Annotated in this window: 14 protein-coding genes; 9 read left to right on the top strand and 5 right to left on the bottom strand. The window is 71.3% G+C overall.

Annotation, left to right across the window (positions count from 1 at the left end; translation table 11 throughout):
- Nucleotides 1–14: 14 nt before the first annotated feature.
- A complete protein-coding gene (locus ACZ6TD_RS35535; RefSeq protein WP_471344705.1) occupies nucleotides 15–254 on the top strand; it encodes a hypothetical protein in 240 nt (79 codons plus the stop codon).
- Here the strand turns inward: ACZ6TD_RS35535 and moaA are convergent, their stop codons facing one another.
- The 3 genes from moaA to ACZ6TD_RS35520 all read right to left on the bottom strand — a co-directional run bounded on the left by moaA (nucleotide 255) and on the right by ACZ6TD_RS35520 (nucleotide 3,319).
- The gene (moaA, locus tag ACZ6TD_RS35530; RefSeq protein WP_471344703.1) at nucleotides 255–1,244 is read right to left on the bottom strand and encodes a GTP 3',8-cyclase MoaA; all 990 of its coding nucleotides are present in this window, start codon (nucleotides 1,242–1,244) and stop codon (nucleotides 255–257) included.
- A gap of 102 nt (nucleotides 1,245–1,346) precedes the next feature.
- Entirely contained in the window at nucleotides 1,347–2,966 is a 1,620-nt protein-coding gene (locus tag ACZ6TD_RS35525) for a solute symporter family protein (RefSeq protein WP_471344701.1), read from the bottom strand.
- On the bottom strand, nucleotides 2,963–3,319 hold the full coding sequence (locus ACZ6TD_RS35520) for a DUF485 domain-containing protein (RefSeq protein ID WP_471344700.1): 357 nt from the start codon (nucleotides 3,317–3,319) through the stop codon (nucleotides 2,963–2,965). Before ACZ6TD_RS35520 ends, ACZ6TD_RS35525 begins: the two co-directional genes overlap by 4 nt.
- Before the next feature lie 641 nt (nucleotides 3,320–3,960).
- Here ACZ6TD_RS35520 and ACZ6TD_RS35515 point away from each other — a divergent pair.
- Nucleotides 3,961–5,493: a S8 family peptidase gene (locus ACZ6TD_RS35515; RefSeq protein ID WP_471344698.1), complete on the top strand. Its 1,533-nt coding sequence runs from the start codon at nucleotides 3,961–3,963 to the stop codon at nucleotides 5,491–5,493.
- Nucleotides 5,494–5,585: 92 nt separating this feature from the next.
- Nucleotides 5,586–6,107 (top strand): hypothetical protein, encoded by a 522-nt coding sequence (locus ACZ6TD_RS35510; protein WP_471344696.1) that lies wholly within the window; start codon nucleotides 5,586–5,588, stop codon nucleotides 6,105–6,107.
- Between the two features lie 89 nt (nucleotides 6,108–6,196).
- Here ACZ6TD_RS35510 and ACZ6TD_RS35505 read toward each other — a convergent pair whose 3' ends face one another.
- Together ACZ6TD_RS35505 and ACZ6TD_RS35500 are read right to left on the bottom strand one after the other, a co-directional pair.
- Entirely contained in the window at nucleotides 6,197–6,865 is a 669-nt protein-coding gene (locus tag ACZ6TD_RS35505; RefSeq protein ID WP_471344694.1) for a lysoplasmalogenase, read from the bottom strand.
- Complete coding sequence (locus ACZ6TD_RS35500) at nucleotides 6,862–7,785, bottom strand: sterol desaturase family protein (RefSeq protein WP_471344692.1); 924 nt, start codon at nucleotides 7,783–7,785, stop codon at nucleotides 6,862–6,864. Before ACZ6TD_RS35500 ends, ACZ6TD_RS35505 begins: the two co-directional genes overlap by 4 nt.
- Before the next feature lie 120 nt (nucleotides 7,786–7,905).
- Between ACZ6TD_RS35500 and ACZ6TD_RS35495 the strand changes: the two genes are divergently transcribed.
- The 6 genes from ACZ6TD_RS35495 to ACZ6TD_RS35470 all read left to right on the top strand — a co-directional run bounded on the left by ACZ6TD_RS35495 (nucleotide 7,906) and on the right by ACZ6TD_RS35470 (nucleotide 13,765).
- Entirely contained in the window at nucleotides 7,906–8,808 is a 903-nt protein-coding gene (locus ACZ6TD_RS35495) for a hypothetical protein (protein WP_471344690.1), read from the top strand.
- A 127-nt stretch (nucleotides 8,809–8,935) separates the two neighbouring features.
- Nucleotides 8,936–9,922 (top strand): DEDDh family exonuclease, encoded by a 987-nt coding sequence (locus tag ACZ6TD_RS35490; protein WP_471344689.1) that lies wholly within the window; start codon nucleotides 8,936–8,938, stop codon nucleotides 9,920–9,922.
- A gap of 63 nt (nucleotides 9,923–9,985) precedes the next feature.
- Entirely contained in the window at nucleotides 9,986–10,219 is a 234-nt protein-coding gene (locus tag ACZ6TD_RS35485) for a hypothetical protein (RefSeq protein WP_201853613.1), read from the top strand.
- Between the two features lie 77 nt (nucleotides 10,220–10,296).
- Entirely contained in the window at nucleotides 10,297–11,106 is an 810-nt protein-coding gene (locus tag ACZ6TD_RS35480) for an SURF1 family cytochrome oxidase biogenesis protein (RefSeq protein ID WP_471344688.1), read from the top strand.
- Nucleotides 11,107–11,223: 117 nt separating this feature from the next.
- Entirely contained in the window at nucleotides 11,224–13,005 is a 1,782-nt protein-coding gene (locus ACZ6TD_RS35475) for a glycoside hydrolase family 15 protein (RefSeq protein ID WP_471344687.1), read from the top strand.
- Nucleotides 13,006–13,009: 4 nt separating this feature from the next.
- Complete coding sequence (locus ACZ6TD_RS35470) at nucleotides 13,010–13,765, top strand: SDR family oxidoreductase (RefSeq protein WP_471344686.1); 756 nt, start codon at nucleotides 13,010–13,012, stop codon at nucleotides 13,763–13,765.
- Nucleotides 13,766–13,966 lie beyond the last annotated feature (201 nt).

Below are 13,966 nucleotides of genomic sequence, written 5' to 3'. Positions count from 1 at the left end.
GTAGAGTCTGCGGTGTGAACACCCGCGAGACCGCCGCCGAGACCGACCCCGTGATCTGCTCCGCCAAGGGCTGCCACGCCCCCGCCGTATGGGTGCTGGCCTGGAACAACCCCAAGATCCACACCCCGGAGCGGCGCAAGACCTGGCTCGCCTGCGAGGAACACCGCGAATATCTCTCGGAGTTCCTCGGAGTGCGGGGCTTCCTCAAGGACGTGGTGCCGCTGGAGGAATGGTCGGCCACCGAAAACCAGTGATCAGCCCCCGATCGCCGACATCGGCCGGTCCGGCTGGAGGAACGACGGGTCATCGAGCCCGGATCCGGCCTTCTTGCCCCACATGGCCAGCCGCCACAGCCGGGCGATCTCCTCGTCCGGGGCGCCGGAGCGCAGCGCTCCGCGCAGATCGGACTCCTCGCGCGCGAAGAGGCAGGTGCGCACCTGCCCGTCGGCGGTCAGCCGGGTGCGGTCGCAGGCGCGGCAGAACGGGCGGGTGACGGATGCGATGACGCCGACCCGGGCCGGGCCGCCGTCGACCAGCCAGCGCTCGGCGGGCGCGGAGCCGCGCTCCTCCTCGCCTTCGGCGGTGAGGGTGAAGCGGGTACGCAGGCTCGCCAGGATGTCCCCGGCGGTGATCATGCCGTCGCGCTTCCAGCCGTGCTGGGCGTCGAGCGGCATTTGCTCGATGAAGCGCAGCTCATAGCCGTTTTCCAGGGCCCAGGCGAGCAGCTCCGGCGCCTCGTCGTCGTTGAGCCCCGGCATCAGCACGGCGTTGACCTTCACCGGGGTGAGCCCGGCGGTGTGCGCCGCGTCGAGGCCGCGCAGCACATCGCCATGGCGCTTGCGCCGGGTGAGGGCCTGGAAGACCTCCGGACGCAGGGTGTCGAGCGAGACATTGACCCGGTCCAGGCCCGCGTCGCGCAGGGCCTGGGCGGTGCGCTCCAACCCGATGCCGTTGGTGGTGAGCGACATCCGGGGGCGCGGGTCGAGGTCCGCACAGCGCTCCACGATGCCGACCAGACCGGGGCGCAGCAGTGGCTCACCGCCGGTGAAGCGGACCTCGGTGACCCCGAGCTCGGTGACGGCGATCCGGATCAGCCGGACTATCTCGTCGTCGGTGAGCAGATCCGGTTTGGCGAGCCACTGCAGGCCCTCTTCCGGCATGCAATAGGCGCAGCGCAGATTGCAGCGATCGGTCAGGGAGACACGCAGGTCGGTGGCTACGCGACCATAGGTGTCGATCAGCATGGTGGCGGCCCCTCCACGGTTGGCGTGCGTGCACTGCTCAATTCTCTCGCAGCGTACGCGACGGGTGTGACATGGAGGGGCCGCGCGGGCGGGAGGGGCTGGTCAGTGGGCTCCGTGCCCGGTGAGCGAGCGCACCTCCAGCTCGGCGTACTTCTCCTTGTCAGGCTGCTCCTTGGAGACGACGGTACCCAGCCAGCCGAGCAGGAAGCCCAGCGGGATGGAGATCAGTCCGGGGTTCTCCAGCGGGAACCAGTGGAAGTCCACGTCCGGGAACATCGAGGTCTCCTTGCCCGAGACGACGGGCGAGAAGAGCACCAGGACGACCGAGGAGATCAGTCCGCCGTAGATGGACCACAGCGCGCCCTGGGTGGTGAACCGCTTCCAGAACAGGCTGTAGAGGATGGTCGGGAGGTTGGCGGAGGCGGCGACCGCGAAGGCGAGCGCCACGAGTCCGGCGACGTTGAGATCTCGTGCGAAGACCCCGAGGACGACGGCGACGGTGCCGATGCCGACGGTGGCCCAGCGCGCCGCCGAGATCTCCTCCTTCTGGGTCGCCTCGCCCTTGCGGATGACGTTGGCGTACAGGTCGTGGGCGAAGGACGACGAGGAGGCGAGGGTGAGCCCGGCGACCACGGCGAGGATCGTCGCGAACGCCACCGCGGAGATCACCGCGAGCAGGATGGCGCCGCCCGTGGAGTCCGGTCCGCCGCCGATCTCCTCGGCGAGCAGTGGGGCCGCTGTGTTGCCCGACTTGTTGGAGGCGATGATGTCGTCGCGCCCCAGCAGCGCGGCGGCGCCGAAGCCCAGCGCGATGGTCATCAGGTAGAAGAGGCCGATGATGCCGATGGCCCAGTTGACCGAGTTACGGGCGGCCCGGGCGGTGGGCACGGTGTAGAACCGGATGAGGATGTGCGGCAGGCCCGCGGTGCCCAGGACCAGGGCGATGCCGAGCGAGATGAAGTCCAGCTTGGTGGTGGCGTTGACCCCGTACTTCAGCCCCGGCTCCAGGAAAGACTGCCCGATGCCGCTGTTCTTGGCCGCCTCGCCCAGCAGGTCGGAGATGTTGAAGTTGAACTTCAGCAGCACCAGGAAGGTGATCAGCAGCGTGCCCGCGATCAGCAGCACGGCCTTGACCATCTGCACCCAGGTGGTGCCCTTCATACCGCCGATGGTGACGTAGAGGATCATCACGACGCCGACGAGGACGACGATGAGGATCTTCCCGGCCTCGCTGGTGATGCCCAGCAGCAGGGAGACCAGCACCCCCGCGCCCGCCATCTGGGCCAGCAGGTAGAAGATCGAGACGACGATGGTGGAGACGCCCGCGGCGGTGCGCACCGGGCGCTGGCGCATCCGGTAGGCGAGCACGTCGCCCATCGTGTAGCGGCCGGAGTTGCGCAGCGGCTCGGCGACCAGCAGCAGGGCGACCAGCCAGGCGACGAGGAAGCCGATCGAGTACAGGAAGCCGTCGTAGCCGGAGAGCGCGATGGCGCCGGCGATGCCGAGGAAGGACGCGGCGGACATGTAGTCGCCGGAGATGGCCAGGCCGTTCTGGAAGCCGGTGAACTGGCGGCCGCCGGCGTAGAAGTCGGTGGCGTCCTTGGTCTGCCGGCCCGCCCAGACGGTGATGGCCAGGGTCGCCAGGACGAAGACCGCGAAGAGCGTGACGATCAGCGGCCGGTTGTCCGAGGCGCTCGCGGCCGCGAGCAGGTGGGGGCTCATGAGCGCTCCTCCAGACGGGACTTGATGGCCTGGGCGCGGGGGTCCAGCTTGGCGGCGGCGTGCCGGGAGTACCACCAGGCGATGAGGAAGGTGGTCAGGAACTGGGCCAGCCCGAACACCAGGGCCACGTTGATGTGGCCCACGACCTTGGTGCCCATGAAGCCGTCCGCGTAGTTGGACAGCAGGACATAGAGCAGGTACCAGCTGACGAACGCGATGGTGAGCGGGAAGGCGAACGAGCGGTGGGCACCGCGCAGTTCGCCGAACTCCGCGCTCGCTTGCACCTCGGCGTAGGGAGAACGGTCAAGTTGCCGCTGATCGTCGGGGCGATCGTTGGCCGGTGCGGTATCCACGGTCTCTCCTGGTGAGTGGGCGGGAATGCATACGGCGGCGAGTGATCCAGATCACGCATGGTAGGGCGGCGCGGACCCGTACGACAGGGTCCGGTTGATTGAAAGACGGATAAGAATTCGGGGGAGGGATCGGCTCCGGGTACTGTGGCGGGTTTTCTTCCGGAATGCATTGATGTCCGACCTTGATCAGCGATAGCTTCCTTCGTCATGTACCCGCTCAGCCTTGGACGGCGTTCGGGCGGCCCGTACGGATGAAGTGGAGACTCCATGGCTCATCTGAGATCGGCTCCTCCAAGACCCGGACGGCGGGCTTTTGACGGCCCGTCGGCTTCGCACCACCCCTTCACCACTCCCCGCCGCCTCTGCCCCGGTCCCGCGGCGTCCCGGGGCATCGAGGCGGCGCGCGGGATCCGCGCCACGAGGGCGCGCACATTCGCTTGTGCGGATGACCCCGGCCGGACCGCCGCCGTTGACGCGGCCCGCCGGCCCGCCGCCCGCGCCCGGGGGCTTCGCGTCCCCCGAGTGGCGCGCTGAGCGCGCGTCCGCACCCCCGGTCCGGAACGCTGGCGATCCAGCCCGGTCCGCCCGCCCAGAGCCTTCTCATCCACCTCGAGAGAACCGTCGAGAGAACCGGAGTACCCATGACGCCGCGCCGCACCTCCCTGCCGCTGCGCACCGCCGCGATACCCGCCGCCATGGCGCTCACCACCGCGCTGGCCTTCCTGCCCACCACCGCCACCGCGCTCGGACGGGACGGCCACGCCGCCGCGGCCGCCACGGCCGACGGTCCGTCCCTGAGCTATGTCGTCAACACCCGCCCGGGGCAGGACCCGTCCCGGATCCGCAAGGCCATCGCCCAGGCCGGCGGCACGGTCGTCGTGTCCTACGACCGGATCGGCGTCATCGTCGTCCACTCCGCCAACCCGGACTTCGCCAAGACCGTCCGCGGGGTCCGCGGCGTCGCCTCCGCCGGGAACACCCGCACCGCCCCGCTGCCCGCCCAGTCCACCGACGACATCGACACGCCGAAGCTGCTGAGCGAGAAGCAGCGGCAGGCGGTGGCGGCGAAGGCGAAGGCCGGGCAGGACCCGCTGGAGCCGCTGCAGTGGGATCTGCCGGCGATCAAGGCGGACAAGGCGCATGAGAAGAGCCTGGGCAGCCGTAAGGTCACCGTCGGGGTCATCGACACCGGTGTGGACGACACCCACCCCGATCTGGCGCCGAACTTCGACCGTAAGGCGTCCGTCAACTGTGTGACGGGCAAGCCGGACACCGCCGACGGCGCCTGGCGGCCGAGCGCCGAGGAGTCCCCGCACGGGACGCATGTGGCGGGTGAGATCGCCGCCGCGAAGAACGGCGTCGGCGTCACCGGCGTGGCCCCGGGCGTCAAGGTCTCCGGGATCAAGGTGTCCACGACGGGCGGGTTCTTCTACACCGAGGCGGTCGTCTGCGGCTTCGTCTGGGCGGCCGAGCACGGCGTGGACGTCACCAACAACAGCTATTACACCGACCCGTGGTACTTCAACTGCACCACCGACCCGGACCAGAAGGCCCTGGTCGAAGCGGTGCGCCGGGCCTCGTCGTACGCCGAGCGCCGGGGCGTGGTCAATGTGGCCGCGGCGGGCAACGAGAACTACGACCTGACCTCGGACACCATCACCGACTCCTCCAGCCCCAACGACACCACCCCCGGTGACCGGGAGGTGGACCCGAGCGTCTGCCTGGACATCCCGACCCAGCTACCGGGTGTCGTCACGGTCGCCTCGACCGGCGCCAAGGGGCTCAAGTCCTCGTTCTCCAACTACGGCCTGGGGGTCATCGACATCGCGGCCCCCGGCGGCGACAGCACCGCGTACCAGAAGCCGGAGCCCCCGGCCACCAGCGGCCTGATCTACAACACGCTGCCGGGCGGGAAGTACGGCTACATGGCGGGCACGTCGATGGCCTCGCCGCATGTGGCCGGTGTCGCGGCGCTCATCAAGAGCACCCATCCGCACGCCTCCCCCCGGCAGGTGAAGGCGCTGCTCAAGGCCGAGGCCGATGACCTGGCCTGCCCGACGCCGTACGACATCGACGGCGACGGCACGGTCGACGCGGTGTGCGAGGGCGGCAAGCGGTACAACGGCTTCTACGGCGCCGGGCTCGCGGACGCCCTGGACGCCGTCGAGAAGTGACCGGCTGACACAATGCACGGGCCGCCGGGGCGGAGCAGCCGCCCGGCGGCCCGTACGTGTTCCCCATGTAACCGCGAGAGGTCCCCGTTCCCGTGCACCACGACGACTCCTGGGGGCCGCTGCCCGCGCGGCCGGCCTTCTCGCTGCTGATCCGGTTCGTGCTGACGGTGCTGGTGCTGCCGCTGTGGTGGGCGCTGATCGTGGTGATCTTCCTCGGCTTCATCGCCTTCGGGATCGTGGCCGAGATCCTTACGGTGATCCCCGGGTTCGAGCAGGGGTTCCTCGGCCTGATCGACAAGTTCGGGGACAGCGTGAAGGTGTGGCCCGCCTGGTGCGTGACGCTCCCGGAGCTGCGGCACGAGGGCGACGCGGCCTTCTACCGGGCCCGGGTCGACAAGCGCATCGCCTCCTGGACCGCCAAGGAACTGGCCGCCCAGAAGGCGAAGAAGGCCCCGCCGCCGGGCCCGCACGACATCCCCGTGCGCGAGTACCGCGGGGTGGGCGCGGGCTATGCGGTCGGGGCGGCGCGCGCCCGGGGCTGGGAGCTGAGCCATGACCGCCCCTCGGACCCGCTGCGCATGGTCCGGCTCAGGCGGCTGCCGGTCACGGGCTGAGGAGGGTCACGGCCTTACGGGCGTCACGGACTGACGAGGGTCACGGCCTTACGGGTACCACGGCCTCACGCGTCACGGCCATACGGGCGTCACGGGCTGACGAGCGCCCGTTCCGGTGCGGGGCGCGGGACCGCGTCGCGCGTCGCCCCCGCCGCCAGCAGCCACTGGGCGGCTATGTAGGTGGCCATGATCCAGAACTGGGGCACCGGCGGCCGTGGCCAGTCCGCGAGCCCCGCCGCGATCAGGGTGTCGGAGAGCATGAACAGCGCCCCGCCGAGCCCGGTCCGCATACCCACCCCGAGCGCGGCCAGCGCCATGACCGTCAGCAACAGGCTGTAGCCCGCGACGGGAAGCCGCAGATGCGCCGCGAGGCCGGGCCACAGCAGCGCCACCGTGCCCAGCCACGCGGCCCCGTACCCGGCGGCCGACCAGGGCTGCGTACGGTGCCGCCCGGCGCGGGCGAACAGCGCCAGATAGCAGAGGTGCCCGGCCGCGAAGCACCCCATTCCGGCCAGGAACGCGGCCTCGCCGCCGATCTGCAGCAGCACATCGCCCCCGCAGCCGCACAGCAGCGCGGCCGGGAGCGGCCACGGCCCGCCGCGCGCCAGGGCCCATACGGCGAGCACGGGCATCAGGGCGGGCTTGGTGAGGTGGCCGACGGTGGTGGCGTCCACGAGCAGCGCGCCCAGGTGAACGGCGGTCAGCAGCCCGAAGAGGGCCCGCAGGACCGTCGTCGCGCGCCCGGCGGCGGCCGTCACCGCACGCTCTCGCCGACCGGCTCCGGCCGCCCGGCGTCCGGGGAACCGGACTCCGGGGAACCGGACTCCGGGGAACCGGACTCCGGGGTCGGCGCGGGCTGCCAGCCCGGCCCCCGGAAGACCCGGCCCGCCCGCTCGCGCCAGTCCCGCGCCGCCGCGATGTCGCGGGCGATGGCCGCGTACTCGTGCGTGGCCACACGCAGCGGGTTGTAGGTGTTGATGTTCTTCGTCAGGCCGTAGACGGGCCGCTCGGTCTCGGGGACGAAGGACCCGAAGAGCCGGTCCCAGACGATGAGGATGCCCCCGAAGTTGCGGTCCAGATAGCCGCCTTGGGAGGCATGGTGGACGCGGTGGTGCGAGGGCGTGTTGAAGACGAACTCGATGGGGCGCGGCAGGGTGCCGATCCGCTCGGTGTGGATCCAGAACTGGTAGACGAGGTTCACCGACGAGCAGAACGCCACCGCCGCCGGGTGCACCCCGAGCGCGATCATCGGCACGTAGAACGGCCAGACGGTCCAGGTGGTCCACGGCTGCCGCAGGGCGGTGGTGAAGTTGAACTTGCGGCTGGAGTGGTGCACCACATGGCACGCCCACAGGATGCGGATGACGTGGTGCCCGCGGTGCGACCAGTAGTAGAAGAAGTCCTGGGCGAGCAGCATCAGCGGCAGCGTCCACCACACCACCGGCACCCGCGGCGGGGTGAGTTCGTAGATGGCGGCGTAGATCGCCACGATCGGGATCTTCCACAGCAGATCGAAGACCAAGCTGCCGAGCCCCATGGTGACGCTGGTCGCGGCGTCCTTCGCCGCGTAGCCCTCCGCGTCCTCGTCGGGATGGAAGCGGTAGCTCACCATCTCCACGACGGCGAGCAGGACAAAGGCCGGTATCGACCACATCACGGCATTGGGCAGGTGCGGCATGTCCGCAACATAGAACCGCCCGTAAGGCCACCGCCAGGGGTAGTTACCAACAAGTATGGTAGATGCGGTGTCAACAACAGGTCTCGCCTGGGATCGCATGGCCGATTAAGCTCCCCGCCTGTGCGCAGAGCCAGAGAACCGTTCCGGATCGGCGGCATAGCCCTCACCTGCCTGCTGTCGACGCTCACCACGGGGTGCTCCTCCGGGTCGGGCGGCGATGACTCCCCCTCAACCCTGATGGGCGCGGTGGGGCACATCTCGACCGCGGGAGCGAAGGGGGCCCAGGTCTCCTATCTCGACGCCGCCCGGGTGCGCTCCCTGGAGAAGGGCGACTCCCAGCGATTCCGCGCCGTCGGCCAGGCGGGCAGTCCGCTGCTGACGGGCTACCGCTTCAACGCCCATGCCTATGGCCTCGATCCGGCCATGATCGACACCGATGTGACCAATGGATACGCCGGGCACTGGCAGGGCTCCTTCGACGCGGACCGCGTCACCGCCAAGCTCAAGGCGGGCGGGTTCGCCCGGCGCACGTGGCACGGCGAGACGGTCTGGACGAAGGACGGGATCACCCTCCAGGTCTCCAAGGACGAGATCTCCTTCGGCTACGCCGGTAAGGACCTGTCGGCGGTGCGCCCCGCCAAGGGCAAGTCCGTGGCGGATGACCCGGTTTACCGGGCGCTGGACGACTGTCTGGGCGATGTCTACCGCGTCGACTTCGGCGGGAAGAACCCCAAGGACCCGGTGCGCCTCTCGGCCACCGGACAGCTCGCGAAGTCCGCGAAGCAGACATCTGGTGCCATCTGCGCCCTCACCGACGGGAAACGGACCGCCGAACGGGCCGCCGACCGCCTGAAGTCCGTCATCCACCAGCGGGCCCCGCGCTTCGACGGCGCCAAGGTGACGGTTCTCACGGGGGATTCGCCCGGGGTGAAGGTGACGGTTCCCGACCGCCCGAGCGACAAGCGCGCCGGCCGCCTCCTCATCAGCGACATCGATCTGCAGCTGGCCCTGTCCAGGCTCTGACCCGACGCCCGGGCCCGACGCACGGACTCGACGCACGGACCCGACGCCCCGTCAACCCCGGGACGGCGGACGTCCCGACCGGCCCGCCCGTCAGGGTTGTCGGTGACGGCCCGTATCCTCATGGACCATGCTCGAAGACCCCACGGCAGCCGCCCCGCACCCCGCCCCGCCGTCCTCCTGGCCGGCCACCTATCCGCAGGGGTACGCGGTCGTCGACGTGGAGACCACCGGCCTCGCCCGCGACGACCGGATCGTCTCCGCGGCGGTCTATCAGCTCGACGCCCGGGGCGCGGTGCAGGACCACTGGTACACACTGGTCAATCCGCAGCGCGATCCCGGCCCGGTGTGGATCCACGGCCTCACCGAGGAGATGCTCGCGGGCGCCCCGCGCTTCCCCGAGATCGCCGCCGAGCTCTCCGAGCGCCTGGCCGACCGCGTCCTGGTGGCGCACAACGCCGCCTTCGACTGGTCGATGCTCGCCCGCGAGTACGCCCGCACCCGCGGCGCCGCGCCCGTGCGGCAGCGGCTGTGCACCATCGCCCTCTCCAAGGAGCTGGGCCTGCCGCTGCCCAACCACAAGCTGGAGACCCTCGCCGCGCACTACGGAGTGGTCCAGCGGCGCGCCCACCACGCCCTGGACGACGCGCGGGTGCTCGCCGAGACCTTCCGGCCCAGCCTCCACCGGGCCGCCGAGACCGGGCTGCGGCTGCCGCTGCTGGCCTGCCAGCCGCTCACCGAGTGGTCCGACGGCCCGGCCATCGGCCGCCAGCGGTCGTACCGGCAGACCTGGCGCCCCAGCCGCAAGCGCCCCGCCTGCCCCTACCCCAACCCCGGGCGCTACGAGCCGGGCGGACAGCTCGTCCAGGGCATGCGGGTGGCGTTCTCCGGGGATACCTCCGTGGACCGCGAGCTGCTGGAGGACCGGGCGGTCGAAGCCGGGCTGCACGTGGCCACCAGCGTCTCCCGGCTCACCAGCGTGCTGGTCACCAACGATCCCGAGTCGCCGACGTCCAAGACCGCCAAGGCCCGCTCCTTCGGCACGCCCATCATCGACGAGGCGGCCTTCATGCAGCTCCTCCAGGACGTCACCCCCGCGCCGCCGACAAACAGGTGAAGTCGGCGCGACGCGCCCGCCCGCCGCTCGCCCGCCACCGCGCGGGCCCGCAGGCTGAGGCGCATGGCACGTTGTGAGGTCTGCGGAAACGACTACCGGATGACATTCGAAGTGCACGCACAGGGCAATGTGCACGTCTTCGACTGCTTCCAGTGCGCCATCCACCGCATGGCGCCCATTTGCGAGCACTGCCGGGCCCAGATCATCGGGCAGGGCGTGGAGGCCGACGGCCACTTCTACTGCTGTGCGCACTGCGCGCGGGCGGAAGGGAAGGTGGGCATCGTCGACCATGTGTGAACCCGGCCACCTGCGTGGATTGTCCTGGAGCGCCCCCAGCGGCCGAGGGACAATCCACGCCGAGTAGGGTCGAGGATGTGTACCGCTTCCTGTTGACCCGGCAGTGGGTGATCCTCACACTCGTGGCCCTGGCCCTGATCCCGACGATGATCAGGCTGGGTTTCTGGCAGCTGCACCGCCATGAGCACCGGGTCGCGCAGAACCAGCTCATCGGGGACAACCTCGACGCCCCGGCCGTCTCCGTCGAGAAGCTCACCGCCCCCGGCCGTACGGTCCCCCGCGACGACACCTGGCGCACGGTGACCGCCACCGGCACCTACGACACCGCCCATGAGGTCGTCGTCCGGCAGCGCACCGGCTCCGACGAGCAGTCCATCGGCTACTTCGTCCTCACCCCGCTGCTGCTCCCGGACGACCGCGCGGTCCTGGTCAACCGGGGCTGGATCCCGGCGGGCACGGACCTCACCAAGTTCCCCAAGGTCCCGGCCGCCCCCTCCGGCAAGGTCACCGTCACCGGCCGGCTGAAGGCCGACGAGACCACCGGCAACAGCGGCATCAAGGACAAGCAGGGGCTGCCGCCCCGCCAGGTCTCGCTGATCAACAGCGAGCAGCAGGCGAAGGCGCTGTCCCGGCCCGTCCTCGGCGGCTATGTCGAGCTCACCTCGTCCTCCCCCAAGGGCGACAAGCAGCCCCAGCCGGTCGCCGCGCCCAACCACAGCGACATCGGCCCGCACATGGCGTACGCCGTCCAGTGGTGGCTGTTCTCCGCCGGTGTGCCCATCGGCTGGTTCGTGCTGGCCCGCCGCGAGCGCCGGGACCGCGCCGCCGAGGCCGCGAAGGCGGCGGCCACGCCGGAGAAGGTCCCCGCCACGGCCGCCACGGACTAGCCCTTCCCGCTACCAGGGACTTCGCCCCTGGACCCCGGGTCTGGGGCGGAGCCCCGGTCCTCTGGATCCTGGACGGGCAGGGCCTAGGATCCCGTTTCCCCGGGAAAGCGCCCGGACATGGCCCAGCGCATCGACGACTACGCCCTCATCGGCGACCACCAGACGGCGGCCCTGATCAGCCGCCATGGCTCGATCGACTGGCTGTGCCTGCCCCGCTTCGACTCCCCTGCCTGCTTCGCCGCGCTCCTCGGCGACCGCGACAACGGCCACTGGCGGCTCGCCCCCAGGGGCGCGGGCGCCTGCACCCGCCGCCGCTACCTCGACGACTCCCTCGTCCTGGAGTCGGTCTGGGAGACGGAGACGGGCACGGTCAAGGTCATCGACTTCATGCCGCAGCGCGACCGCGCCCCCGACGTCGTCCGCATCGTCGAGGGCGTCTCCGGCAGCGTCGAGATGCTCGGCGTCCTGCGGCTCCGCTTCGACTACGGACGGGTCGTCCCCTGGATGCGCCGCGCCGACGGCCACCGGATCGCGATCGCCGGGCCGGACTCCGTATGGCTGCGCTCGGAGCCCGAGGTCCGCACCTACGGCGAGGAGTTCAGCACCCGCTCCGAGTTCACCGTCTCGGCCGGGGACCGGGTGGCCTTCGTGCTCACCTGGCACCCCTCCCACGAGCCCCGCCCCCGGCTCGTCGACCCGTACCACTCCCTCCGCGCCAGTCTGGAGGACTGGCGCGGCTGGGCCGCCCGGTGCCGCTACGAGGGCCCGTACCGGGACGCCGTCATGCGCTCCCTGATCACCCTGAAGGCGCTCACCTACGCCCCGAGCGGCGGGATCGTCGCGGCCCCCACCACCTCGCTGCCCGAGCGCCCGGGCGGGGTCCGCAACTGGGACTACCGCTATTGCTGGCTGCGCGACTCCACGCTCACCCTGAACGCCCTGCTCCGTGCCGGCTACCACGAGGAGGCCGTCGCCTGGCGCGACTGGCTGCTGCGGGCGATCGCCGGCGACCCGGCCGAGCTGCAGATCATGTACGGCCTGGCGGGCGAGCGCCGGGTCCATGAGCAGGAGCTGTCCTGGCTGGAGGGGTACGAGCGCTCGACCCCGGTCCGGGTCGGCAACGACGCGGTCGACCAGCGCCAGCTCGACATCTACGGCGAGGTGCTCGACACCCTCCACCTCGCCCGCGCCTCCGGGCTGCCCGCGGAACCGCACACCTGGAAGATCCAGACCGCACTGATGGACTTCCTGGAGTCGGCCTGGCGCGATCCCGACGAGGGGCTGTGGGAGGTCCGCGGACCCCGCCGCCACTTCGTCCACTCCAAGGTCATGGCCTGGGTGGCCGCCGACCGCGCCGTCCGCGCGATGGAGGCCGACCCGGGGCTGAGCGGGGACGCGAACCGCTGGCGCGCGATGCGCGACGCCGTCCACCGCGAGGTCTGCGCGAAGGGCTACGACCCCGAGCGGTCCACCTTCACCCAGTCCTACGGCTCGGCGGAGCTGGACGCCGCGACCCTGCTCATCCCGCGCGTGGGCTTCCTCCCCGCCACCGACCCCCGCGTCCTCGGCACCATCGACGCGGTCCGCCGCGAGCTCAGCGAGGACGGCCTGATCCGCCGCTACACCGCCGACGGCGACGTGGACGGCCTCCCCGGCTCCGAGGGCGCCTTCCTCGCCTGCTCCTTCTGGCTCGCCGACGCCCTCCGGCTGGCCGGCCGCCACAAGGACGCCCGGGTGCTCTTCGAACGCCTCCTCGCGCTCCGCAACGACGTCGGGCTGCTCGCCGAGGAGTACGACCCGGCGACCGACCGGCAGCTCGGCAACTTCCCGCAGGCGTTCAGCCATATCGGACTGGTGGGGACCGCCCTCACCCTCGCGGAAGGGCCCAGGGCAGACTGACCCCATGGATCTTGGACTCAAAGACCGGGTGTACATCGTCACCGGGGCCACCCGCGGGCTGGGGCTCGCGGCCGCCCGTGAGCTGATCGCCGACGGTGCGAAGACCGTCATCACCGGCCGCGACGCCGATACGGCGGCCGCCGTCGCCGCCGACCTCGGGCCGAACGCGGTCGGGGTCGCCGCCGACAACGCCGACCCCGAGGCGGCGGCCCGCCTCGTCGCCACCGCCCGGGAGCGCTTCGGCGGCTTCGACGGCGTCCTCATCAGCGTGGGCGGCCCGCCGGCCGGGCTGACCGCCGACATCACCGACGCCCAGTGGCAGGCCGCCTTCGACTCCGTCTTCCTCGGCGCCGTCCGCCTCGCCCGTGCCGCCGCCGAGCAGCTCCCCTCCGGGGGCGTGATCGGCTTCGTCCTCTCCGGCTCCGTCCGCGAGCCGATCCCCGGCCTCACCGTCTCCAACGGCCTGCGCCCCGGCCTCGCTGGCTTCGCCAAGTCCCTCTCCCTCGAGGTCGGCCCCCGCGGCATCCGCGTCGTGGGCCTCCTCCCGGCCCGCATCGACACGGACCGCGTCCGCGAGCTCGACTCCCTCTCCGGCGACGCGGAGGCCGCGCGGGAGCGGAACGCGGCGGCGATTCCGCTGCGGCGGTACGGGACGCCCGAGGAATTCGGCAAGGCCGCGGCGTTCTTGCTCTCGCCCGCGGCGTCGTATCTGACCGGGCTGATGCTTCCGGTGGACGGCGGGGCCCTCCACAACATCTGAGGGGGCGCCTCCGGCGAAAGGGCCCCCGCCCCGCCCCTTCCCGAAACCATGGGGCTCCGCCCCCCCGGCCCCCACCGGGGCTCCGCCCCGGACCCCGCTCCTCGAACGCCGGAGAGGCTGACGTCCGGGCGACCCCACACCCAGCCCGGTACCCGCCCCGCCGATGACACCGACCCGCCACGGGTCGTGGGGGCGGGGCCG

The sequence above is a fragment of the Streptomyces yongxingensis genome, from assembly GCF_055597465.1.
The sequence above is the reverse complement of the archived record's forward strand: the minus strand, read 5'-3'. Positions and strand labels throughout refer to the sequence as shown.

Coding starts and splice junctions, on each gene's coding strand:
- moaA (WP_471344703.1), bottom strand. CDS start 1,244: ATGCTGATCGACACCTATGGTCGCGTAGCCACCGACCTGCGTGTCTCC.
- ACZ6TD_RS35525 (WP_471344701.1), bottom strand. CDS start 2,966: ATGAGCCCCCACCTGCTCGCGGCCGCGAGCGCCTCGGACAACCGGCCG.
- ACZ6TD_RS35515 (WP_471344698.1), top strand. CDS start 3,961: ATGACGCCGCGCCGCACCTCCCTGCCGCTGCGCACCGCCGCGATACCC.
- ACZ6TD_RS35500 (WP_471344692.1), bottom strand. CDS start 7,785: ATGCCGCACCTGCCCAATGCCGTGATGTGGTCGATACCGGCCTTTGTC.
- ACZ6TD_RS35490 (WP_471344689.1), top strand. CDS start 8,936: ATGCTCGAAGACCCCACGGCAGCCGCCCCGCACCCCGCCCCGCCGTCC.
- ACZ6TD_RS35485 (WP_201853613.1), top strand. CDS start 9,986: ATGGCACGTTGTGAGGTCTGCGGAAACGACTACCGGATGACATTCGAA.
- ACZ6TD_RS35475 (WP_471344687.1), top strand. CDS start 11,224: ATGGCCCAGCGCATCGACGACTACGCCCTCATCGGCGACCACCAGACG.
- ACZ6TD_RS35470 (WP_471344686.1), top strand. CDS start 13,010: ATGGATCTTGGACTCAAAGACCGGGTGTACATCGTCACCGGGGCCACC.